Annotated in this window: 22 protein-coding genes; 12 read left to right on the top strand and 10 right to left on the bottom strand. The window is 64.8% G+C overall.

Features of this window, described 5'->3' with window-relative positions:
• Window positions 1–16 precede the first annotated feature (16 nt).
• The 6 genes from ACWKV7_RS22750 to ACWKV7_RS22725 all read right to left on the bottom strand — a co-directional run bounded on the left by ACWKV7_RS22750 (window position 17) and on the right by ACWKV7_RS22725 (window position 6,470).
• Window positions 17–1,069: an AAA family ATPase gene (locus ACWKV7_RS22750; RefSeq protein WP_483859985.1), complete on the bottom strand. Its 1,053-nt coding sequence runs from the start codon at window positions 1,067–1,069 to the stop codon at window positions 17–19.
• Window positions 1,066–2,280: a DUF4350 domain-containing protein gene (locus tag ACWKV7_RS22745; protein ID WP_483859984.1), complete on the bottom strand. Its 1,215-nt coding sequence runs from the start codon at window positions 2,278–2,280 to the stop codon at window positions 1,066–1,068. Before ACWKV7_RS22745 ends, ACWKV7_RS22750 begins: the two co-directional genes overlap by 4 nt.
• Window positions 2,277–3,878, bottom strand: a complete 1,602-nt coding sequence (locus ACWKV7_RS22740) for a DUF4129 domain-containing protein (protein ID WP_483859983.1) — start codon at window positions 3,876–3,878, stop codon at window positions 2,277–2,279. The genes ACWKV7_RS22745 and ACWKV7_RS22740 overlap by 4 nt, the downstream gene beginning before the upstream one ends.
• Window positions 3,865–4,845, bottom strand: a complete 981-nt coding sequence (locus tag ACWKV7_RS22735; protein ID WP_483859982.1) for a stage II sporulation protein M — start codon at window positions 4,843–4,845, stop codon at window positions 3,865–3,867. The genes ACWKV7_RS22740 and ACWKV7_RS22735 overlap by 14 nt, the downstream gene beginning before the upstream one ends.
• On the bottom strand, window positions 4,842–5,576 hold the full coding sequence (locus ACWKV7_RS22730; RefSeq protein ID WP_483859981.1) for an RDD family protein: 735 nt from the start codon (window positions 5,574–5,576) through the stop codon (window positions 4,842–4,844). The genes ACWKV7_RS22735 and ACWKV7_RS22730 overlap by 4 nt, the downstream gene beginning before the upstream one ends.
• An 87-nt stretch (window positions 5,577–5,663) precedes the next feature.
• The gene (locus ACWKV7_RS22725) at window positions 5,664–6,470 is read right to left on the bottom strand and encodes a hypothetical protein (protein WP_483859980.1); all 807 of its coding nucleotides are present in this window, start codon (window positions 6,468–6,470) and stop codon (window positions 5,664–5,666) included.
• Window positions 6,471–6,658: 188 nt separating this feature from the next.
• On the opposite strand from ACWKV7_RS22725, the gene sbcB reads away from it, so the two are divergent.
• On the top strand, window positions 6,659–8,089 hold the full coding sequence (sbcB, locus tag ACWKV7_RS22720; RefSeq protein ID WP_483859979.1) for an exodeoxyribonuclease I: 1,431 nt from the start codon (window positions 6,659–6,661) through the stop codon (window positions 8,087–8,089).
• Between the two features lie 225 nt (window positions 8,090–8,314).
• Here the strand turns inward: sbcB and mvaT are convergent, their stop codons facing one another.
• Entirely contained in the window at window positions 8,315–8,689 is a 375-nt protein-coding gene (gene mvaT, locus ACWKV7_RS22715) for a histone-like nucleoid-structuring protein MvaT (protein WP_483859978.1), read from the bottom strand.
• Window positions 8,690–9,161: 472 nt separating this feature from the next.
• Here mvaT and purU point away from each other — a divergent pair, with 472 nt between their 5' ends.
• The 3 genes from purU to ACWKV7_RS22700 are packed head-to-tail and all read left to right on the top strand — an operon-like array spanning window position 9,162 to window position 10,671.
• Window positions 9,162–10,013 (top strand): formyltetrahydrofolate deformylase, encoded by an 852-nt coding sequence (gene purU, locus ACWKV7_RS22710; RefSeq protein ID WP_483859977.1) that lies wholly within the window; start codon window positions 9,162–9,164, stop codon window positions 10,011–10,013.
• A 46-nt stretch (window positions 10,014–10,059) separates the two neighbouring features.
• A complete protein-coding gene (locus ACWKV7_RS22705; RefSeq protein ID WP_483859976.1) occupies window positions 10,060–10,485 on the top strand; it encodes a CBS domain-containing protein in 426 nt (141 codons plus the stop codon).
• Window positions 10,486–10,497: 12 nt separating this feature from the next.
• Window positions 10,498–10,671, top strand: a complete 174-nt coding sequence (locus tag ACWKV7_RS22700) for a hypothetical protein (protein WP_483859975.1) — start codon at window positions 10,498–10,500, stop codon at window positions 10,669–10,671.
• 41 nt (window positions 10,672–10,712) lie between these two features.
• On the opposite strand, the gene ACWKV7_RS23790 is transcribed toward ACWKV7_RS22700, so the two are convergent.
• Both ACWKV7_RS23790 and ACWKV7_RS22685 read right to left on the bottom strand, forming a co-directional pair.
• Window positions 10,713–12,602, bottom strand: coding sequence for a methyl-accepting chemotaxis protein (locus tag ACWKV7_RS23790; protein ID WP_487249235.1), 1,890 nt, complete (start codon window positions 12,600–12,602; stop codon window positions 10,713–10,715).
• A 158-nt stretch (window positions 12,603–12,760) separates the two neighbouring features.
• Complete coding sequence (locus ACWKV7_RS22685) at window positions 12,761–12,961, bottom strand: hypothetical protein (RefSeq protein WP_483859974.1); 201 nt, start codon at window positions 12,959–12,961, stop codon at window positions 12,761–12,763.
• Between the two features lie 457 nt (window positions 12,962–13,418).
• On the opposite strand from ACWKV7_RS22685, the gene pqqF reads away from it, so the two are divergent.
• From pqqF to pqqE, 7 genes are all read left to right on the top strand, one after another.
• The gene (pqqF, locus tag ACWKV7_RS22680; protein ID WP_483859973.1) at window positions 13,419–15,890 is read left to right on the top strand and encodes a pyrroloquinoline quinone biosynthesis protein PqqF; all 2,472 of its coding nucleotides are present in this window, start codon (window positions 13,419–13,421) and stop codon (window positions 15,888–15,890) included.
• A 73-nt stretch (window positions 15,891–15,963) separates the two neighbouring features.
• Window positions 15,964–16,839 (top strand): YihY/virulence factor BrkB family protein, encoded by an 876-nt coding sequence (locus ACWKV7_RS22675; RefSeq protein ID WP_483859972.1) that lies wholly within the window; start codon window positions 15,964–15,966, stop codon window positions 16,837–16,839.
• 128 nt (window positions 16,840–16,967) lie between these two features.
• Window positions 16,968–17,039 (top strand): pyrroloquinoline quinone precursor peptide PqqA, encoded by a 72-nt coding sequence (gene pqqA / locus ACWKV7_RS22670; protein ID WP_080756929.1) that lies wholly within the window; start codon window positions 16,968–16,970, stop codon window positions 17,037–17,039.
• A gap of 42 nt (window positions 17,040–17,081) precedes the next feature.
• The gene (gene pqqB / locus ACWKV7_RS22665; protein ID WP_483859971.1) at window positions 17,082–17,996 is read left to right on the top strand and encodes a pyrroloquinoline quinone biosynthesis protein PqqB; all 915 of its coding nucleotides are present in this window, start codon (window positions 17,082–17,084) and stop codon (window positions 17,994–17,996) included.
• Window positions 17,997–18,015: 19 nt separating this feature from the next.
• Window positions 18,016–18,777 carry a pyrroloquinoline-quinone synthase PqqC gene (pqqC, locus tag ACWKV7_RS22660; protein ID WP_483859970.1) on the top strand — a complete coding sequence of 254 codons (762 nt, stop codon included), beginning with the start codon at window positions 18,016–18,018 and terminating at the stop codon, window positions 18,775–18,777.
• Window positions 18,778–18,803: 26 nt separating this feature from the next.
• Window positions 18,804–19,082: a pyrroloquinoline quinone biosynthesis peptide chaperone PqqD gene (gene pqqD, locus ACWKV7_RS22655; protein ID WP_483859969.1), complete on the top strand. Its 279-nt coding sequence runs from the start codon at window positions 18,804–18,806 to the stop codon at window positions 19,080–19,082.
• Complete coding sequence (gene pqqE / locus ACWKV7_RS22650) at window positions 19,054–20,202, top strand: pyrroloquinoline quinone biosynthesis protein PqqE (RefSeq protein ID WP_483859968.1); 1,149 nt, start codon at window positions 19,054–19,056, stop codon at window positions 20,200–20,202. Before pqqD ends, pqqE begins: the two co-directional genes overlap by 29 nt.
• Window positions 20,203–20,220: 18 nt before the next feature.
• Here pqqE and ACWKV7_RS22645 read toward each other — a convergent pair whose 3' ends face one another.
• Window positions 20,221–20,625, bottom strand: coding sequence for a VOC family protein (locus ACWKV7_RS22645; RefSeq protein WP_483859967.1), 405 nt, complete (start codon window positions 20,623–20,625; stop codon window positions 20,221–20,223).
• An 87-nt stretch (window positions 20,626–20,712) separates the two neighbouring features.
• On the opposite strand from ACWKV7_RS22645, the gene ACWKV7_RS22640 reads away from it, so the two are divergent.
• A complete protein-coding gene (locus tag ACWKV7_RS22640; protein WP_483859966.1) occupies window positions 20,713–21,441 on the top strand; it encodes a lipoate--protein ligase family protein in 729 nt (242 codons plus the stop codon).
• Window positions 21,442–21,480: the final 39 nt, after the last annotated feature.

The raw sequence follows: 21,480 nt of genomic DNA, 5'->3' as shown, positions 1-21,480 counted from the left end.
TGATCGGCGAATCGGCTCATAGACGCGGGGCCGGGACCTGGTCGAGCAATTGTTGCAGGACCTGGTCCACCGACAGCCCCTCGATGTCCAGCTCAGGTGCCAGGCGCACGCGATGGCGTAACACCGCCAGCGCGCAGCCCTTGACATCGTCCGGCAGCACAAAATCGCCGCCGCGCAGCAGGGCGCGAGCACGACCGCCGCGCACCAGGGCTATCGAGGCGCGCGGCCCGGCACCGAGGGCCAGGCCCGGCCAACTGCGGGTGGCCCGGGCCAGGCGCACGGCGTAATCGAGCACCTGTTCGTCGATCGGCAGGTCGCTGGCGATCTTTTGCAGCGCCAGCACTTCCTTGGCTTGCAGCAGCGTGCGCAGCGGCGCCACCTCGAGCATGTCGGCGCGGGCGGAGCGGGTGACCTGGCGAACCAGAGTCAGCTCTTCCTGGCTCTCGGGGTAGTCCATGCGCAGCTTGAGCATGAAGCGATCCAGCTCCGCCTCGGGCAGCGGGTAGGTCCCTTCCTGCTCGATCGGGTTCTGCGTGGCCATGACCAGGAACGGCTGCGGTACCGGCAGGGCGCGGCCTTCGAGGGTCACCTGGCGCTCCTGCATGACTTCCAGCAAAGCCGCCTGGGTCTTGGCCGGTGCGCGGTTGATCTCGTCGGCCAGCAGCAGGTTGGTGAACACCGGCCCCTTGCGCAGCTTGAACTGCTCGCTCTGCATGTCGTACACGGCGTGGCCGGTGACATCGCTGGGCATCAGGTCGGGGGTGAACTGGATGCGCGAGAACTCGCCGCCGAAGCAGCGAGCCAGGGCGCGGATCAGCAAGGTCTTGCCGAGGCCGGGCACGCCTTCGACCAGTACGTGGCCACCGGCGATCAGCGCGGTGAGCACGTCGTCGACGACCGCACTCTGACCGATCACCGCCTTCTGCAGCTCCTGGCGCAGGGCTTGGGCCAGCTGGCTGGCGCGCTGTCGCGGGCTCGCCGAGGGGGTTGTCGGGGTGGCCGGTGCAACGGCAGCGGCACTGCTCGGTTGCGGTGCGGACGGTTCGCTGTTGCTGGGTTGTTCGCTCATAGGGCATTCCTGAGGGTTTGCAGGTGGGCGACCTGGCGGGTGAAGTCGAGTGCGGACAGGCGCTGGCTGGGCAGCGGGCGCATGGCTTGGCTGATGTCGCTGGATGGCAAGCGGGTCAGGCGACCCAACACCTGCCACTGCTCGGCCACCGCCAGGCGCTCGAAGCCGGGGTGGCGGCGGCGCGCTCGGCGTTGGATGTCGCGTTGCAGGGCCTGCAGCAGGGCGTGCTGGCCGCTGCGGCGGAGCAGGAAGTCGGCGCTGCCGCGCAGGTGTTCTTCGAGCTGCCGGCGGGCACGGCTGGCGGGCGCCTGCAGCGGCCCTTGGCGCTGGCCGACATGCCACAGGCCGAAGACGATGAGCAGCGCCAGCGCCGCCAGCGCCTCGGGAAAATTGCGGGCCAGCAGGCTGGCCAGGTCGTCGCGCTCGGCACGATGGAGCAGGGTGACTTCGCTGTCCTGGGTGAGGTACCACAACAGCCAAGCATGGTCATATTCGTCGATATCGTGATTCCGCCAGATCCAGGCGTCGGTCAGCACGGTAATCAGGCCTTCGCCGTGATAGAGCTGCAGCATGTGGGTGGCATTGCCGCTGTTGGCCCAGGCGTGCGCGCGGTTTTCCGCGTCGTACAGGTGGAAGTCGGTATCGAACGCGATGTAGGCCGGCGCTTCTTCGTTTTCCAGGTAGAGCTTGGTCAGGTCGGGGTAGGGGTCTGCCTCGAACCCGTCAGCCGTCGCTTGCGCCTCGACTGCGTCGGCCGGGTCCGCCTCTTCGCTGTCTTCTTCGACGTCCAGTTCTTCGGTCAGGGATTGCTGGATACCCAGGCGGTCGAGCAGCAGGTCGCCGCTTTTGCCGCTTTCCTCATCCCAGAGTTGCTCGGCGACGAACAGCAGGTGCCCGCCCTTGCTGGTCCACTCCAGCAGCCGGTCGGCCTGGCGCGGCGTCATCTTCTCACGGTCGCTGAGCAGCAACAGGGTCTGGCCGGCGCTTGGCAGCCTGGACAGCACTTCCAGGCCGTCCGCATGGCGCACCTGCAGGCCTCGTTGACGCAGGAAGTGTTCGGCGGCCAGGTACGGGTTGGCCTTGGCCTCGGGCGAGGGGCCGTGCTTGAGCGTCTGCTCATAAGGCTCGGCCTTGCCCAGCAGGTAAACAGCCAGCAGCCCCAGCAGCAGGAACAGGGCGGCCCCCAGCAGTACGGCAGCACGTCGGCTCATGCCATCGCCTCCCGTTCGAACAGCTGGCGCCAGCCAGCGCATAGCTCGCCCTTGAGTTCCGCCGGCGGCAGGCGGTGCCCGTAGGCGAGATTCTGCCAGTGGCGGGTCAGCGTCTGGGCAAAGGCACCGAGGTCCGCCTGCTCCAGGCGCAGCACCTGATGCAGTACTTCGCCTTCGGTATGGGAACCCTTGAGCGGCAGCCGGTAGTCATGCAGCAGGCGGCTGAGCAGGGCGCGGTAGAGCAGCCCGAGCGCTTCGCGCGGCTGCTCGCGCCAGAGGCGTTCGGCTTCGCTGGCGACATCGTCGGGAAGGCTTTCCGGCGCGACTTCCAGGCCGAACAGCATGCTCGGCGGCTGGCGCTTCTGTCGCTTCGGCAGGCCGATGCGCCCGGCAAAGGCGCTCAGCCAGTCGCGGTAGCGCCATAGCAGCAAGGCCAGCAGGCTGAACAACAGGCCCCAGAGCAGTACCTCCAGTACCAGCGCAGCGGTGTTCAGGCTGTCCCAGAACTTGCCGATCTTGAGCAGTCCTTCGAGCAACTTGGCAAAACCCTTGAGATCGTCCTTGTCCGGATCCTGCTCTTTCTCCTCGGGGCCGAAGCGCCAACGGGTAACCGTCTCGCGGTTCTCGAACGGCGGCTGATCGAGCAGGGCCTTGATCTCGTCCTGGGCGGCCTTGCTGGTCAGGGCCTGGTTGACCAGGCGGTCCGCCTTGGGGCCGGTGGGGTCGTCCTGGCTATCTTCCAGCGCCTCGCTGGGCAACGGGCAGCTGTTGGCGGACCCGGCCCAGGCGTCGCTGGTCGGTTGCATCAGCAGCACACCGCAACCCAGCAGCAGGGCATAGGCGACGCCGGTGAGCCGTTGGCGCAGGCGGCGGAACACCAGTTCGATGTCCCAGGCTTCGAGGGCGGTACGGCGATTGAGGTAGAGGGTGAAGCCGCAGGCGACGTAGACCGGCTCCCAGGCGATCAGGACCAGGGCATAGAGCAGGTTGGACAGGTGTTCCAGCCAGAGCCATTCGCCGGCGGCGGCATTGGTCAGCTTCTGCCAGTCCAGGTTTTCGCTGAGCTGCTGCGGCAACAGCATATAGAGCAGCGCGATCAGGCCGATCCAGAGCGCGCCTTCGAGGTGCATGCCGACAATGGTCAGCCAACTGGCGCTGCCCGACTCGCGCTGGCCGAGCACGGTCAGCCTCTGGCTGCGGGCCTGCCCGGAGAGCCCCTCGAGCTGCTGGACTGGCAGGTCGAAGCTGCGGGTGGGGCTCAGGCGGCGCCAGGTGAGGCTGGCCAGCAGCTGCGGTTTGAGCAGCCGCGGCCAGGTCTTGAGAGCCTGCTTGAGGGTCGGAGTGTCGCCGAACAGGGCACGTGACAGGATGAACAGCGGCAGCCGTTCGTAGGCGGGTTTCAGCCACCAGAACAGGAATATCGCCCAGCCCGGGTGACGCCATAACACGGCGCTCAGCAGCAGGAAAATCGGCAGGGTGACCAGCGCCCAACTGGCCATCAGCAGAGCGCCGTGGCGGCGCGCCAGCAGCACGCCGAGGTCCATGGCTTCCCAGGCGCTGCGCGGGCGAATGGCGACGCTGGCGTCAGTCAGGCGCATGGCGGTTCCGTCCAGGCAATGCGAAATAGAGCGCCACCAGTGTCCACAGGCCGGCGCCGACCAGGTATTTCACCTGCGGGCCGACATAGGTCATCGAAGACCAGTAGGCCTCGATGAAGGCGGCGATCAGCAGGAACAGCATGGCGCCGGCGATCAGTTGCACGCTGATCGCTGCCGCCAGGCGCAGGGCCTCGGCGCGACGCAGGCGGCCGGGGGCGAGCAGGGCCCAGCCGAGCTTCAGCCCGGCGGCGCCGGCAAGGGTGATGGCGGTCAGCTCGAAGGCACCGTGGCCGATGACGAAGGACCAGAACGGCTGGCTGTAGCCGATCTCGGTCAGGTGACCGGCCACCGCGCCGATGTACAGCCCGTTGAACAGCAGGAAGAACAGCGTGCCGAGGCCGAAAAGCAGGCCGCTGGCAAAGGTCTGAAAGGCGATACCGATATTGTTCATGATGTAGAAGCCGAACATCATCCAGTCATCGCCGGAATGGCGTTCGGCGAAGCGCCCCAGACGATGGGCGTCGGGGTCGTACATGGATTCCATGGAGCTGACCTGCTCCGGGTCCATCAGGCTATAGACCAAGTCCGGAAACAGGTACACCAGCAAGCCCATGCCCAGCAGGCTGCCGTAGAACAGCAGGCTGGCTACCAGCAGGCTGCGCCATTCGCGACGGACCAGGCGGGAGAACCCTCCCAGCAGGAAGCCGATCAGGCGCGCGCCGAGATGGCTGCGGTGGCGGTAGAACTGCTGGTGGCCGCGCATCGCCAGCTGCTGCAGGTGGTCGATCAGGTGACTGCTGTAGCCGCGCTCCTGGGCCAGTGCCAGGTGTTGGCAGAGGTGCCGGTAGTCGGCGGCGAAGCCCTGGCTGGTCTTGCTGTCGGCCTTGCCGCGTTCGAGCGCATCGAGCTGTTCGGCGAAGCGTTTCCAGTCTGCCTGGTGACGGCTTTCGAAGAGACTCTGCTTCATGCTTGCCCCAACAGGCCGCGGGCAATGCCATTGAGTTGCGCTTCGGCGAGTTCCGCGGGCACTTCCAGCGGTTCGGCGAGAATCGCCGCCAGCTCCGCCCGGCGGGCGCTGGACAGTCCATCCTGGCGCTCTGCAAAGCCGAGCAGTGCGCGCTGTTCATCCAGACTCAACGGGAACGGGGCTCGCAGCGGTTCGGCCTCGGGCAGCTTCGGGCGGGCCGGGGCCTGTTCGCGATAGACCACCAGGGTGCCGGCCGCCAGGTCGCCGAGCCGCTTGAACGCCGGATGGTTGAGGCAACTGAGAATGCCCAGGCAATAGGCGAACGGCAGCATGTCGACGAAACGCAGCAGGTTGCGCAGCAACGAGGCGCCCCAGCCCACCGGCGTACCGTCATCGTTTACCACGCGCAAACCCAGCAGGTGCTTGCCCGGCGTGCGTCCCTGGTTGAGCACCTCGAACAGCACCATGTACCACCAGTCGACGAGAAACAGCAGGATGGTGCCCAGCCCCATGCCGAACTTGCCGAGCAGCGCGAGCACGATGAACATCACCGCCAGCACCGCGCCGCGAATGAGCAGGTCGACGGTATAGGCCAGGGCACGCGGTACCAGACTGGCGGGGCGAAGGGTGAGGTCGATGCCTTCCGGAGTCTCTACCCGGTACCGGGTATCCAGCGTTGCGCTTGGCGGCGCAGCGTTGCGTAGGTGGGTTGGTGTGGAGTTGGGAGACATCGGAGAACTGCGTCGAAGAAAGCCCGATGCTAGCCAGCAGCGGGCCGGGAAGCAACCGGACTGCATGGCAGCCCGGTGCGCGAATCGTCAGTTCGGTGCGGGCAGCACACCGAAAATCGTGCGATAGAGCACGCCCAGCACGATGACGCTCATGGGAATGCTCCAGATCAGGCCGATGCCGAAGGGAATCGCGCTGACGAAGACGATGCCGAACACTGCCAGCAGAAGGCCGAAGATCTTGAACCAGTGCTGGTTGATGGCCTTGCGCGAGGCTTCCAGCGCCTGCCAGGGGGACAGTCCACGTTCGACGACCAGCGGAATGGCCAGCATGTACGCGATGCTCAGGTAGAGACCGGGAATGAAGAACAGCATGTAGCCGATGCTGGTCAGCACGATGGTCAGCAGGCCGGCGCCGATTACCGCGCCGCTGCGGCCGAAATGGCGAAAGAGTTCGTTGAAGGTGACCGGTTGATCGGCTGCGCGACGGATGCCGACCATGTTGATGCCGGCCAGGAAGGGATAGCTCAGGACCGCCGCCAGCATGGTGATGACCAGACTGCCCAGGATGAAGGCTAAGATTGCGCTGACGGCGAGCATGCCGTTGTCACCGCCGAGCAGGCCGAGGCCGGCGAATCCCGCGACACCGAGGAGGAGCATGAGGGTGCCGAGGATGTTGCTGATGACGAACAGGGCCGTATAGAACACGGCGAACCCGCCAATGATCACGCCCTTGGTGCCCTGGGTGCGTTGCCAGGCTTCGCTGAGTACTCCGCCAATGCTGAAGTCATAGCCGCGACGCAGGGCTTCGTCGACGCTTGGCGCTGTCTCGGTGGTGACGATCGCCAGGCTGCTGGCGGGGGCGGAAAAAGGATTTGGCGCAAGGCTATCGCTCATGCTGACTGTCCCTGTAGTGGCGAGTGCTTTCTTGGAGGCGCGATCCTAGCGGTACTGGCAACTGGCCGGCAACCGGCTTGGTGGCAGGTGTCGCCGGGCTGTGCGCAAGTTCATGTTTCGGCTGCCAAGGCTCATGCGGCGAAGGGCGATGCTAGACTGCCGCGGCTCGCCATTTCAGGAACGCGCCCGTGACCTCAAGCATCTTCTGGTACGACTACGAAACCACCGGTATCGACCCGCGCTGCGACCGCCCGCTGCAAGTGGCCGGCATCCGCACCGACGAAGCGTTGAACGAGGTGGAAGAGCCCCTGAACCTCTACTGCCGTCCGAGCGACGACATACTGCCGCATCCGGCGGCCTGCCTGGTGACCGGCATCACACCGAGTCGCCTGGCGGAACAAGGCCTGGGCGAGGCGGAATTCATGACGCGTGTGCATGCCGAACTGGCTCGGCCGGGCACCTGCACCGCGGGCTACAACAGCTTGCGCTTCGACGACGAGGTGACGCGCTATAGCCTCTACCGCAACTTCTTCGACCCCTATGCCCGCGAGTGGCAGGGCGGAAACAGTCGATGGGATCTTATCGACCTGGTGCGCACCGCCTATGCGCTACGTCCCGAAGGCATCGCATGGCCGGAAGAGGAAGGACGGGTCAGTCTCAAGCTTGAACTGCTGACGGCTGCCAACGGTATCGACCATGGCCAGGCGCACGATGCCCTGGCCGATGTACGCGCGACCATCGCCCTGGCCCGGCTGGTGAAAAGCCGGCAGCCGAAGCTCTACGACTATCTCTATCGACTGCGCACCAAGCAGCAGGTGCTCGAGCAGATTCGCCTGCTGCAGCCGTTGGTGCATGTGTCGGGGCGCTTCTCTGGCGCGCGCGGCTATCTCGCGGTCGTGCTGCCGCTGGCATGGCATCCGCGCAACCGCAACGCGCTGATCGTCTGCGATCTGCAGGCCGATCATGGGCCGTTGCTGGAACTGGATGCCGACGGGCTGCGCCAACGCCTCTATACCCGTCGTGAGCAGTTGGCCGAGGGCGAGTCGCCGATTCCGCTGAAGCTGCTGCATATCAATCGCTGTCCGGTGCTGGCACCGCTATCGGTATTGCGCGACGGCGATCGAGAGCGTCTGCAGCTCGACCTGGAGGCTTGCCATGCCCGGGCGTCGGCCTTGAGCGATGCCCAGTCGCTCTGGCAGGACAAGCTGCAGGTGCTTTACGGGCAGGATGACTTGGTCGGGCACGAGGATCCCGAACAACAACTATATGCAGGCTTTCTGGGAGATCGTGATCGGCGTCTGTGCGAGCAAGTTCGTCGTGCCGAGCCTGGTATGTTGGCCCGGGAAAACTGGCCGTTCGATGATAGCCGGTTGCCGGAGTTGCTCTTTCGTTACCGTGCCCGCAACTTTCCCGATACTTTATCGGTCGGCGAGCAGCAGCGCTGGCGCGAGTTCTGTCAGCAGCGCTTAAGCGATCCCCGCTGGGGAGCACCCAATACCGTGGCAAGTTTCGACGCGGCAACGAAGGAGTATTGGGAAAAGGCGACGCCAGCACAGCAACGATTATTGGCCGAATGGCGAGAACATGCGCAGCAGTTGAGTGCACGCTATGCCGTTTGATCGTCGGCGCGACGCGTCGGTCTGGTTAATAAATAGCCATGGCCACGCTGCCGCGATGAGTGTTTATTGAACATGGCCCGGAGTCGAGTGTTCAATGCCGGCTATGGGCGCTCGGCTTGTTCTACTGTGGCACTGCGCGGTCATGCGCTGCGGGCATATTCAAGCGGACACAAAAAACGCCAGCATACGCTGGCGTTTTTGTGAGCGATGAAACCGCGCGGGTGATTAGCTGAGCAGAGTAGCCCAACCTTCGACGACGTCGGCGCCCCACTTGGCTTTCCACTCTTTCAGGGTCTTGTGGTTGCCGCCTTTGGTCTCGATCACTTCACCGGTATTCGGGTTCTTGTACTGCTTGACCTTGCGGGCACGCTTGCTGCCAGTGGCCTTGCCAGCGCGCGGCGCCTTGCTCAGCTTGGCTTCCGGGTCGAGCAGGGCGATGATGTCGCGCAGCGACTTCTGGTATTCGCCCATCAGGGTGCGGAGTTTGCCTTCGAACTCCAGTTCCTTTTTCAGTTTGTCGTCCTGGGAGAGATTCTTCAGGCGCTCTTGTAGTTCTTTGATGGCTTCTTCGGTGGCGCGGTATTCATTGATCAGGGACATGTCGCTTACCTTGATGAGTGAGGTGGCACGGATTAAGTGTCAGCAATAATAGTCAGACAGCCTGCCTAAGTAAACACGCTAAAAAGTTTTACTGGAATTATCGGCGGGATATTTCGGCACTCTTACGGGGACGTGACTAATTGGGGGGCGACGGCACTGGGGTGGTTCCGGTGTGCAAAGAGTTGCCTGCCAAACTGTCGCGCTGGCGAGTGGACGAAGCCCGGATAGTTAACCGGGATTTTACCCGCGGCGGATGCATTTCCTGTTCTGGTGGCCGTTTGGCGCTCCCCTTGTCGGGTACCGGTTTAATTGAGGGGCCAATGCGTTGTTCCGGGACTCGGCATTTGGCGGGGGGATGTACAAGTTTCCCGTGTCCTTCCCGAATGATTGTCGTATCTTTGCCGGCGGCTCGCACAGCCACGGTGGCAGCCTCTAGAATGGCGGTCTTTGTAAAAAGTTTCAGGAGTTTTCCATGCGCACTTTTCGGCTGGTTATTGCCTGCCCGGACCGCGTCGGTATCGTTGCCAAGGTCAGCAACTTCCTAGCGACTTATAACGGCTGGATCACCGAGGCCAGCCATCACTCGGATAACCAGACCGGTTGGTTCTTCATGCGCCACGAGATTCGTGCGGATTCCCTGCCGTTCGATATCGAGGGGTTTCGCCAGGCTTTCGCGCCCATCGGCCGCGAGTTCTCGATGGAGTGGCGGGTCACCGACTCCGCGCAGAAGAAGCGTGTCGTGCTGATGGCCAGCCGCGAGTCACACTGCCTGGCGGACCTGCTGCATCGCTGGCACAGCGATGAACTGGATTGCGAGATCCCTTGCGTGATTTCCAACCATGACGCCCTGCGCAGCATGGTCGAGTGGCATGGCATTCCGTTCCACCATGTGCCGGTCGATCCGAAGGACAAGGAACCGGCCTTCGCCGAAGTGTCGCGGCTGGTGCGCGAGAACCAGGCCGATACCGTGGTGCTGGCGCGCTACATGCAGATCCTGCCGGCCCAGCTCTGCCGGGAATACGCCCAGCGGGTGATCAATATCCACCACAGCTTCCTGCCGTCGTTCGTCGGTGCCAAGCCCTATCACCAGGCTTCATTGCGCGGCGTCAAGCTGATCGGGGCGACTTGCCATTATGTTACCGAGGAACTCGATGCCGGGCCGATCATCGAGCAGGACGTCGTGCGGGTGACCCATCGCGACAGCATCGAGGACATGGTCCGCCTGGGCAGGGATGTGGAGAAAATGGCGCTGGCCCGTGGGCTACGCTATCACTTGGAAGATCGAGTGTTGGTACACGACAACAAGACGGTGGTGTTCGACTGATCTTGCTGCCGTGGGCCGTTCTGGTGCACGACAGAGGAGTTCGTCCATGCTCAAGTCAATCAAGGTGCGCGACTACATGACCGTCCACCTGGTGACTTTCCGTTCCGATACGGATTTGTTCACTGCCATCAACCGGTTGCTGGAGCATCGGATTTCCGGTGCTCCGGTGGTGGATTCCCAGGGGCATCTGATCGGCCTGCTGTCCGAGGGCGACTGCCTGCGCGGCATTCTCTCCGGCGCGTATTACGAGGCGGTGGGCGGCAATGTCAGTTCTTATATGAATACCGAGATCGAGACCATTTCCCCGGAAGCGGACATCATCGAGGTGTCCGAGAGCTTCCTGCGGGGCCGCCGGGGGCGCCTGCCGGTGGTGGAAAATGGTCGGCTGATCGGCCAGATCAGCCGCAGCGATGTGCTGCGCGCGGTCAAGGAGTTCGCTCAGCACGATCAGGGGCGACAGGTCGCCAGCTAGTCGGGAGGTGTTATGGACGATCCATTCGAGCGTGCCACGGCCAGCCCGCCGCCGACGGTGGGCGAGGGCTGCGTCCGGCGTTACGATCCGGATGCGCTGAGTGACGAGCTGGGCACCGAGTTCGCCGATGCTGCCGAGCTGTGGGATGAGTTGCAAAGCGAGCAGCCGTCCCAACAGCCGGAATGAAACGGGCGCCTCCTGGCGCCCGTCGTGTTTTCAGCGATGTGTCAGATGCGGAAGCTGCCGACCATGTGCTTCAGGCGCGCGGCCTGTTGTTCCAGATCGCCGCAGGCGCGCAGGGTCGCCTGGAGGTTTTCCACACCTTCCTGGTTGAGCGTGTTGATCTCGGTGATATCCATGTTCAGCGAATCGATCACTGCCGTCTGTTCCTCGGTGGCGGTGGCGACCGACTGGTTCATGCCATCGATCTCGCCGATGCGCTGGGTCACGCTGGAAAGGCGTTCACCGGCCTGATTGGCGATCTGCACGCTTTGTTCGCTGTGCTGCTGGCTCTCGGTCATGGTGGTGACCGCTTCGCGGGCGCCCACCTGCAGCTCCTCGATCATTTGCTGGATTTCCTGTGCCGACTCCTGGGTGCGATGGGCCAGGTTGCGCACCTCGTCCGCGACCACCGCGAACCCGCGCCCGGCCTCGCCGGCACGGGCGGCCTCGATGGCCGCGTTGAGCGCCAGCAGGTTGGTCTGCTCGGAGATGCTCTTGATCACTTCGAGGATCTGGCCGATATCCACGGTCTTGTTGTTGAGCGTCTCGATGTTCTGGCACGACGCGCTGATCTTGGCGGACAGCTCGCTCATCGCCCTGATGGTGTTTTCCACTACCTTGCGGCCTTCTTCGGCCAGGTTGCGCGCATCCGAAGCCTGATGCGAGGCATCGGCGGCGTTGCGGGCGATCTCCTGCGCGGCGGCACCGAGTTCGTTGATCGCCGCGGCGACGCTGTTGGTGCGGCTGGCCTGTTCGTCGGAGTTGCTCATTGAAGAGTTGGAGGCATTGAGCACCAGTTGGGCGACTTCGTTGACCTGGATGGTGGTCGAGGAAACCTCGCGAACGGATTCATGGATGCGCTCCACGAAGCGGTTGAATGCCCCCGCCAGCTCGCCGAATTCGTCCTGGGTGTGGATTTCCAGGCGCTTGGTCAGGTCGCCTTCGCCCTGGGCGATGTCCTGCATGGCGCGCCCCATGACATGCAGCGGCTGCATCAGCACGCGGATCAGCATGCCCAGCAGCCCAATGATCAGGGCCACGGCCACCAGTGTGGCGATCAGCGCCGAGGCGCGGAACTCGCTGAGCATCGCGTAGGCCTTGGCCTTGTCGACCGAGAGGCCGATGTACCAGTTGACCGACGGCAGCCCTTGGACGGGGGTGAAGGTGAGGATGCGCGTGCCTTCCTCCTGCTCCACTTCGGTGATTTCGGTGGAGATGCGGGGCGTATTGTCTGGGTAGACCTCGCCAAGGCTCTTCATCACCCGATCCTTGTTCGGGTGGACGAGGATCTTGCCGTCGGCGCTGACCAGGAAGGCATAGCCGATGCCGCCGAAATCCAGGGAGTTGATGATTCGAACCAGGGTGTCGAGGGACAAGTCGCCGCCGACCACGCCGATCGATTGGCCGCTCTGCTGCACGGGCGCGGCGATGGTGATGATCAGTTGGCCGGTGGCGGCATCCACGTAGGGCTCGGTCAGGGTGCTGCCGCCAGCGGCCTTGGCGTCCTTGTACCAGGGACGGGTGCGCGGATCGTAGCCTGCTGGCATGGCGTTGTCCGGGCGCATGGTAAAGGAACCGGCCTCGCTGCCCAGGTAGCTGAACATGAACGTGGAGAGCATGGTCTTTTGTTCCAGCAGCTGGACCACACGCTCGGGCGCGCTGTCGTTGCCAATCGATTGCGCGAGGTTCTCCACCAAGAGGATGCGTCCGGACAACCAGTTCTGGATGTTACTGGCAGTCACTTCCCCCATGTCGCGCAGATGGCTGTTGAGGTTGTCGCGGATCGCCTGGCGTTGCAGGTAATCGTTGTACAGGGTGAACAGGGCGAAAGCGGTCGCCACCACCAGGGAAGCGGCGATTAGGATTTTGTGGCTGAACTTAAGGTTCTTGGGCATGGCTTCTGCGTCCGGGTGCTGTGCTGGCTTCAAGGCGAGGCGGGTATGGCCCCTATGTCGGCCGCAAGCGGGAAAAGCTTTAGACGGGCGTTGTACGGGAACAGCGGGCGCGAAGCCGCATCGACGAACAGGTCGTCGATGCGGCCGGGGGAGGGGAACTAGGAGTCTTGTTTTTGAAGATCGGTTTCGATCTTTTTCAACTCATGTTCGAAGGCTTGGTCCAGCAGGCTGGCTCTTTTACGCCAGGGTTTGCGCTCGGGGGCAGGCTGAGCAGCGTAGGTAATGACTTCCCCGCCGTAAACTTCCTTGTAACGCTGCGCCTGGCGCTCGAGTTCTGCGCGCAGTTCGTCTTTCGTCACGTGGTTTTATCCAATGGTCGGTAGTGAGTTATTCGAATCGATTGAACGACTGGGCAAGAGTGAGTTCTTGCTGTCGGGAAATAGTCGATTGGCTTTATATATCGACGTCAGCATCGCCAGGGAGTTCGCTGCTGGTGGGCCCGCTGCCCCTGGCCGCCCGCCGCCGGCTCTTGCTGGGGCGGGCTGTTGCTGGCGAACCGCGGGTCGCGGTTCAGGGTCGATTATCGCGATTCTCCCGTGCTTGTCTATGCGCAATGCAAAAAGTGTGTGTCTGTTATAGGGAAGGATTGTTCCGTTTTATGTACGCCCGTGCTTCATGGCGGTTTCTACGAGGAAAGACGCCGCGGGCATTGTTGTGGCAGGTAAAACTTTTCCTGCCTGCTGCGCACCAAGTTTAGTCCAGGCGCTAATTGCCAGGCGGTGACAGGTGCAACAATCGCAAGTTGAACTAACAGGCATGTCCGACTCAATTACCGAATCGACTCGGCTGGCCAACGGCATGACGGTAGTAACCCAGTCGGTCCCGGGTGCAGCCCGCGCAGCCGCGCTCTTGCGAATTGCCGCGGGCAGTCACGACGAGCCGTCGGATTATCCCGGCCTGGCGCATTTTCTTGAGCACCTGGTTTTTCTCGGCAGCGAGGGTTTTCCGGCCGGGCAAGGGCTGATGCCATTCGTGCAGGCCTGCGGCGGTGAGCTGAATGCCAGCACGCGCGAGCGCGATACGGACTTCTTCTGCTCGGTGCCCGCCGATTCGCTCGGCGAGGCGCTGGCGCGCCTGTGCGACATGATCGCCCGACCGCTGCTGGAGCCAGCCAGGCAGCTGGGCGAGCGCGAGGTGCTGCATGCCGAATATCTCGCACGCGCGCGGGATGCGGAGACACTGTGCGACGCGGCGCTGGCCGTGGCGTGGGACCGGCCCCATCCGTTCCTGCGCTTCCATGCTGGGCATCGCGATAGCCTGCCGGTGGAGCAGGGTGAATTCCAGCAGGCGCTTTGGGCATTTCATCGGCGTTTTTTTCACGCGGGGCAGGCCACGCTGATCTTGGTGGCACCGCTACCTTGCGCGGCGTTGCAGCGGTTGGCCGGCCTGCACGCTGGCAGGCTGGCGCCTGGCCGGCGGGTCGTGTGTCCCGCGCCGCCCAGCCTGCTGCCGCTGCCCGGTGTCGGGGTGCGCGTGCAGGTGGCGGGCCCGTCGCGCCTGAGCCTGTACTTCGTGCTGGAGTCCCTGCCTGTAGCCGCTGGCGAGTCCCTGCGCTTCGTGGCGTTCTGTCTGGAGACGGGCGAGCTGCCTCGTCGTCTTCGCCGGCTGGGTTGGTGCACCGGCTTGCGTGTGCGCATCGCCTACCGCGTTGCCGGGCAAGCGGTGCTGGTTGTGGCATTCGATGAGCCCGGCTCCACGAGGCATGCCGAGCTGGCGGCGGCCTGTCTTGACTGGCTGCGCGCCTGGTCATCCGGGGACCATTGGCCGGCCTGGTGGCATCGCTATCGGCGCAGTTGCCACCTGCGCCGGCTGGCAATGGAGCCGCTGGAACTGGCCTGCGACTGGGCCGAGCGACTGGCATCGCATGGCGACCAGGCGGACCGGGCGGAGCTGGACCGGCACGCGCTACTGGCCGTGCTGGCGCAGTTGTCTGCGGCTCACATGGTGCCTTTGTGCACGGCCGACCAGGTGCTGGGCAGCCCGGACGCGAACGGCTTTCCATTTTGCGCACAGCGCATCGAGCGTCCGCTGTCGGAGCGGCATCGATGCTGGCGCTGGCATCTCGCGCCGGTCGATCCGCTTGCTGGCAGCGTGCCGGCCGGGCCGCATCGCGAGCAGCAGGCCGGGGTGAGGTGGCTGCCCGCTCCCGCGCCCGAGGCTGCGGTCGCTGCGCTCCATCTGCGATGGACGTTCGCGGCGGCGCCGGCGGGCGGGCTTTGGCAGGTCCTGGATGCCGCCTTGCAGGATATTCGTTCCGTCGCGCGTCATGCCGGGGTCGAGTTGCGTTTCGAGGAACAGGCGAGCCACTGGCAGCTCAGCCTCTTCGGCGCCCAGGAGCCACAGGCGTCGATCTTGGCGTCGATCCTGGCGCTGTTCGAGCGCCCGCCAACCGACGCCTGGCGGCGAGCAATGCGCCCCTTGCAAGGCGGCGACATGCCCTTGATCCATCGCCTGTGGCGGGCGCTGCCTGGGCTGCTGGAGCCCCTGGCGCCGGGCCTGCCGGAGCCGACGCCCTGCGCCTTGCAGCAGCTCTGGGTCAGGGCTCGCTGGCACGGGTTGGCGGTTGGACATGCGCCGGCACGGATGAGCGGCGTGCTCGCCAGGCTGCCGGGGCGACCCGGGCCGCCTCCAACCTGGGCGACCGGCGACGAGGCCGGTTACGTCTGGCGCGATGCCCGGATCGCCGACGGGCAGTGCGCGTTGCTGCTGTTCTGCCCGCTGCCGCGCCGCGATGCGCGGACGGAGGCGGCCTGGCGCCTGCTGGCGCACCTGCAGGAGGCCGACTTTTTCCGGCGTTTACGCAGCGAGCTGCAGCTCGGCTATGCGGTGTTCTCCGCTTATCGCCAGTGCGGCGCGCAGTCCGGACTGCTGTATGCCGTGCAGTCGCCCTGGGCATCGGCGGGCGAGATCCTCGGACATATCGAGGCCTTTCTCGGGGAATGGTCGGCGACCCTGGCCGACATTGCCCCCGGTGTGGTGCGCGAGCAGGGCAGCCAGCTGGCGGCCTGTCTGGAGCATCCGGCAGGGGTGCGCGTGGCGGCCGAACTGGCATGGCAGGAGTACCTGGCGGGCCACTCGCCCGCCCGACGCGCCGGCGTGTGCCAGGCGCTGCGAGCGATGACCCCGTCGTGCATGTCCGCGGCGCAGCAGGCGCTGCGCGATGCCGAGGGCGGCTGGTGGGTACTGGCCAATGCCGAAGCGGTCGACCGGCGCTGGCGGGTTGGCTAGTGCCCAGCGGCACGGCGAACTCTCGTGGGTAGCGATCGTCCGAATTTAGGACTGGTCGGTAAGGAGGTGCTCCATGGGGTGGCTGGAGCTGCGGGAAATCGGGGCTTGGGGTGTGCTCAAGTGCACGGTGAAGGCGTTCGGCGACGACGACATGAGCAACTATGCCGCGGCCCTCGCGTATCGAATGCTCTTTGCCTTGTTTCCGTTCCTGTTGTTCCTGGTGGCCCTGGTCGGTGTGCTCGGCTTGCCGGACTTCTTCGATTGGCTGCGGGAGCAGGCCACGCTAATCCTGCCGGCGCCAGCGCTCGATCTGGTCAACCCGGCCATCGAGGAAATGCAGGAGCAGAAAACCGGGCTGATGTCGGTCGGTATCCTGGTGGCGGTCTGGTCGGCGTCGGTGGGTATGCGGTCGATGATGAACGCGATGAACGTCGCTTATAAGGTGGGCGAGCAGCGTCCGCTCTGGAAACGCCTGCCGTTGTCATTGATCTATACGGTCGGCGTGGCGTTCATGCTGTTGCTGGCCGCCGGCCTGATGGTCCTCGGGCCACAGGTGATGAACTGGCTGGCGGCACAGGTGGGCCTGGAGCGCATCGTCGTCGTCCTGTGGGCCTGGCTGCGCTGGCCGGCGGTGATCATGCTGCTCATGCTGGCGGTGGCGTTGTTGTACTACCTGGCACCGAACGTCGAGCAGGAGTTTCGCTTCATCACGCCCGGATCGGTGGTGGCGGTGATCGTCTGGATCGCCGCATCGCTGGCTTTCGGTTACTACGTGCAGAACTTCGCCGATTACAACGCGACCTATGGCGGTATCGGCGCGATCATCATCCTGCTGCTGTATTTCTACATTTCCGCGGCGGTGCTGCTGTTCGGCGCCGAACTCAATGCGGTCATCGAGCATCATGCGGCCGGCGGCAAGGACCCTGGCGAGAAGGAAATGCCCGCCTGAGGCATCGCTCGATGCCAGGGCACTACCGCGACGGGATGCGGTCTTCTTTCGAAGTATCGCCCGTAGACGGCGGGTGGATACCGACAGGGCGCCGGATGTCCCGGCGCCACCTGCAGAGGACAGCAGCCATGTGGACCAAACCGGCCTATACCGATCTGCGCATCGGCTTTGAAGTCACCCTGTACTTCGCCAACCGCTGATGCACTTCGCCCCGGCCTGGCCGGGGCCGTTCGGGGGATTCCATGCATATCCGCATTCTCGGCTCCGCCGCCGGTGGCGGCTTTCCGCAGTGGAATTGCAATTGCCGCAATTGCCGCGGCGTGCGCAAGGGCACCCTGCGCGCGCAGCCGCGCACGCAATCGTCCATCGCCCTGTCCGACAACGGCGTGGACTGGGTGCTGTGCAACGCTTCGCCGGACATTCGTGCCCAGCTCGAAGCCTTCCCGCTGCTGCAGCCCGCGCGCAAGCCGCGCGACACGGCGATTGCCGGCGTCGTGCTGCTGGACGCCCAGATCGACCATTGCACCGGACTGCTCAGCCTGCGCGAAGGTTGCCCGCTGCAGGTCTGGTGCACCGAGCGCGTGCATCGCGACCTGAGCAGCGGCTTTCCCCTGTTCGACCTGCTGGCCCATTGGAACGGCGGGCTGCAGTGGAACCCCGTCGCGGTGCATGGCGAACCGTTCGCCATCGCGGCCTGCCCTGCCTTGCGCTTCACCGCCGTTGCCCTGCGCAGCAATGCGCCGCCTTATTCGCCCCATCGCGGCGATCCGCATCCGGGTGACACCATCGGCCTATTCGTGGAAGACACCAATACCGGCGGGCGGCTGTTCTACGCGCCCGGCCTCGGCGACGTGGACGAGCCGCTGCTGACCTGGATGCGCCGCGCCGATTGCCTGCTGGTGGACGGCACCCTGTGGCGCGACGACGAGCTGCGCGTCTGCGAGGTTGGCGACAAGCTCGGGCGCGAGATGGGGCATCTGCCGCTGAGCGGCCCCGGCGGCATGCTCGACGTGCTCGCCGGATTGCCCGCGCCGCGCAAGGTGCTTATCCACATCAACAACACCAATCCCATTCTCGACGTCGACTCCCCCGAGCGCGCGCTGCTGGCCGGCCAGGGTGTGGAGGTCGCCTGGGATGGCATGCTCATCGACCTGTAGCCCAACCGAGGATAGCCCCATGCCCCTGGCCGCCATGAGCCCCGGAGAATTCGAAGAGGCGCTGCGCGCCAAGGGCGCCTACTACCACACCCACCACCCGTTCCATGTCGCCATGTACGAAGGCTACGCGACCCGCGAGCAGATCCAGGGCTGGGTGGCCAACCGCTTCTACTACCAGGCCTGCATTCCACTGAAGGATGCCGCGATCCTTGCCAACTGCCCGGATCGCGGCGCCCGTCGCGAATGGCTGCGGCGCATCCAGGATCACGACGGTGCGCCGGGCGAGGAGGGCGGCATCGAGGCCTGGTTGCGCCTGGCCGAGGCCGTCGGCCTGGACCGCCAGCAGGTGCTTTCCCAGGAGTTGGTGCTGCCCGGTGTGCGCTTCGCGGTGGATGCCTACGTCAACTTCGCCCGCCGCGCCAGTTGGCAGGAAGCGGCCAGCAGCTCATTGACCGAGCTGTTCGCCCCGGCCATACACCAGTCGCGCCTGGACAGCTGGCCCGGGCACTACCCGTGGATCGATCCCGGCGGCTACGACTATTTCCGCCAGCGCCTGGGCCAGGCCCGCCGCGATGTCGAGCACGGCCTTCGCATCACCCTGGGCCACTACCGCACTGCGCAGGCCCAGTTGCGCATGCTGAACATCCTGCAATTCAAGCTCGACGTGCTCTGGAGCATGCTCGATGCGATGAGCATGGCCTACGAACTGCACCGCCCTCCATACCATACGGTGACCAGCGAGCGCGTCTGGCATCGGGGCATCGAACCGGGCTGGACATGAGTGTCACGCCACCAGGAGATCGAACGATGGAAGAACCCTTGAGTCATCAGGTGCCGACCCTGCGCCGCGGTTTCCGCCTGCAATGGGAGCCGGCGCAGGGCTGCCAGGTACTGCTCTACCCAGAGGGCATGGTCAGGCTCAACGACAGTGCCGGGGAGGTCCTCAAGCAGGTGGACGGCCGGCGCAGCGTGGCGGCCATTGTCCAGGAACTCAAACGGCGTTTTCCCGGCGCGGCGGGAATCGACGCGGACATCCGCGAATTCATCGAGGAGGCCCATGCCCAGCACTGGATCGAGCTGCACTGACCGCCAGCCCGGCCCGCCGCTCTGGCTACTGGCCGAACTGACCTATCGTTGCCCGCTGCAATGCCCGTACTGTTCCAACCCGCTGGACTTCGCCGCCCAGGGGGATGAGCTGTCCACCGCCGAGTGGATCGAGGTCTTTCGCCAGGCTCGCGAACTGGGGGCGGCGCAACTGGGCTTTTCCGGCGGCGAACCCTTGGTGCGCCAGGACCTCGCCGCACTGATCGGGGCGGCGCGGCAACTGGGCTTCTACACCAACCTGATCACCTCCGGCATCGGCCTGAGCGAAGCGCGGCTGGCCGAATTCGCCGACGCCGGGCTCGACCATATCCAGGTCAGCTTCCAGGCCGCCGACGAGCAGGTGAACAACCTGCTGGCTGGCTCGCGCAAGGCCTTCGCCCAGAAGCTGGCCATGGCCCGTGCGGTCAAGGCCCATGGCTACCCGATGGTGCTCAACTTCGTCACCCACCGGCACAACATCGACCGGATCGAGCACATCATCGAGCTTTGCCTGGAGCTGGAGGCGGACTTCGTCGAACTCGCCACCTGCCAGTTCTACGGCTGGGCCGAGCTCAACCGCGCCGGCCTGTTGCCGACCCGCGCACAACTGGAGCGCGCCGAGCGCATCACCAACCGATGGCGCGCCAGGCTGGCTGCCGAGAACCATCCCTGCAAGCTGATCTTCGTCACCCCCGACTACTACGAGGAGCGACCCAAGGCCTGCATGAATGGCTGGGGTAACCTCTTCCTCGCGATCACCCCGGATGGCACCGCCTTGCCCTGCCACAGCGCGCGGCAGTTGCCGCTGCGCTTTCCCAACGTGCGCGAGCACAGCCTTCGCCATATCTGGCAGGACTCCTTCGGCTTCAACCGTTTCCGCGGCTACGACTGGATGTCCGAACCCTGCCGCTCCTGCGATGAGCGCGAGCGCGACTTCGGCGGCTGTCGCTGCCAGGCCTTCCAACTCACCGGCGATGCCAGCAACGCCGATCCGGTGTGCGGCAAGTCGGCCCACCACGGCCTCATCCTCGCGGCCCGCGAAGAGGCCGGGCAGGCACCGCTGGAGTTGGAGCAGCTGACCTATCGCAACGAGCGCGCCTCGCGGCTGATCTGCAAGGAATAACCGGAGCGGGCCGGCGCTTCAGCCGTTCGGCTGTACTGGGCGGTCACCGATGAATTCGAAGAAGCGAAACAGGTAGCCATCCCGATCGGCGACGAAGAACTCCCGTTGGCCATGTTCCACCTCGTCGGCGCGGTACCAGGACTCGACAACCGGCGCCTGCAACGCCACTCCGGCACGCGCCAGGCGAGTCAGCAGCGGCTCGATCGCATCCACCTCCACTTGGAAGTGCAGACCGAGGCCCTTGGCCTCGGCAAGCCTGGGTCGCTCCAGCAGCATGAGCTGCGAGCCCTGCAAGTCGAAGTAGCCGAAGCGATCTTCGGGACGCTCGTAGCACAGCTTGAAGCCAAACACCGTCAGGTAAAACGCCTTGGCCTGTTCATAGCTGTCCACGTTCAGTTCAGGTACCAGTCGATTCCATTCCATGGTGCGATCCTCATATCGATTGGCGGCGCCACGCGGCCGCTGCGCTATCCTGCGGTTTCCTCGGCATCGAAGCAAAAGGCAACTCCCATGGATTTCATTCATCGCCACGAGATTGCGGCCGGGCTGGATGCGGAACGCCTGCTGCTGGATCGAGTCCACGGCGGCGAGATCGAGACCGACCTGCTGTTCTGGCGGCCCCAGGACCAGGCGCTGGTGATGCCGCGCAAATTCGGTCGCTTGCCCGGGTTCGCCGTGGCCGAAGAATACTGCCGCGCCCTCGGCTGGCCGGTAGCGCTGCGCGATACCGGTGGAGAACCGGTGCCCCAGTCGCCAGCGGTATTGAACGTCGCCCTCGCCTATGCCTTGCCGCCCGGCGAAAGCGAACGTACCCGCCTGGAAAGCGCCTACCTGCGCCTGTGCGAACCGCTCTGTGCCTGGCTGCGCGGCGCTGGGCTCGTGCCGAGCCTGGGCGAGGTGGCCGGCGCCTTCTGCGATGGCCGTTACAACGTCAACCTGCAGGACCGCAAACTGGTCGGCACCGCGCAACGCTGGCGCCGCCGCCCCAGCGACGGCCGCCACGTGGTCCTGGCCCACGGAGCAGTATTGATGGAAAACCAGCGGCGGGAGATGGTCGAACTGGTCAACGGTTTCTATGCGCGCTGTGAATTGGACATGCGCTGCAGTGAGGACAGCCATATCGCCCTGGATGAATGCCTGGATGGTCCGTGGCCGCGCACCGACAGGCTTTGGCAGCAATACCGCGGCAGACTTGATGAATTGAATCGCCCCGGGTTTCGTGGAGGCTGTTTCGTTTAAGTCAGGCCGCCATGGCCTGACCTGCTTGTTGCCGGTGGA

Source organism: Zestomonas ipomoeae (genome assembly GCF_057128665.1).
This window is presented reverse-complemented; position numbering and strand designations above follow the sequence as displayed.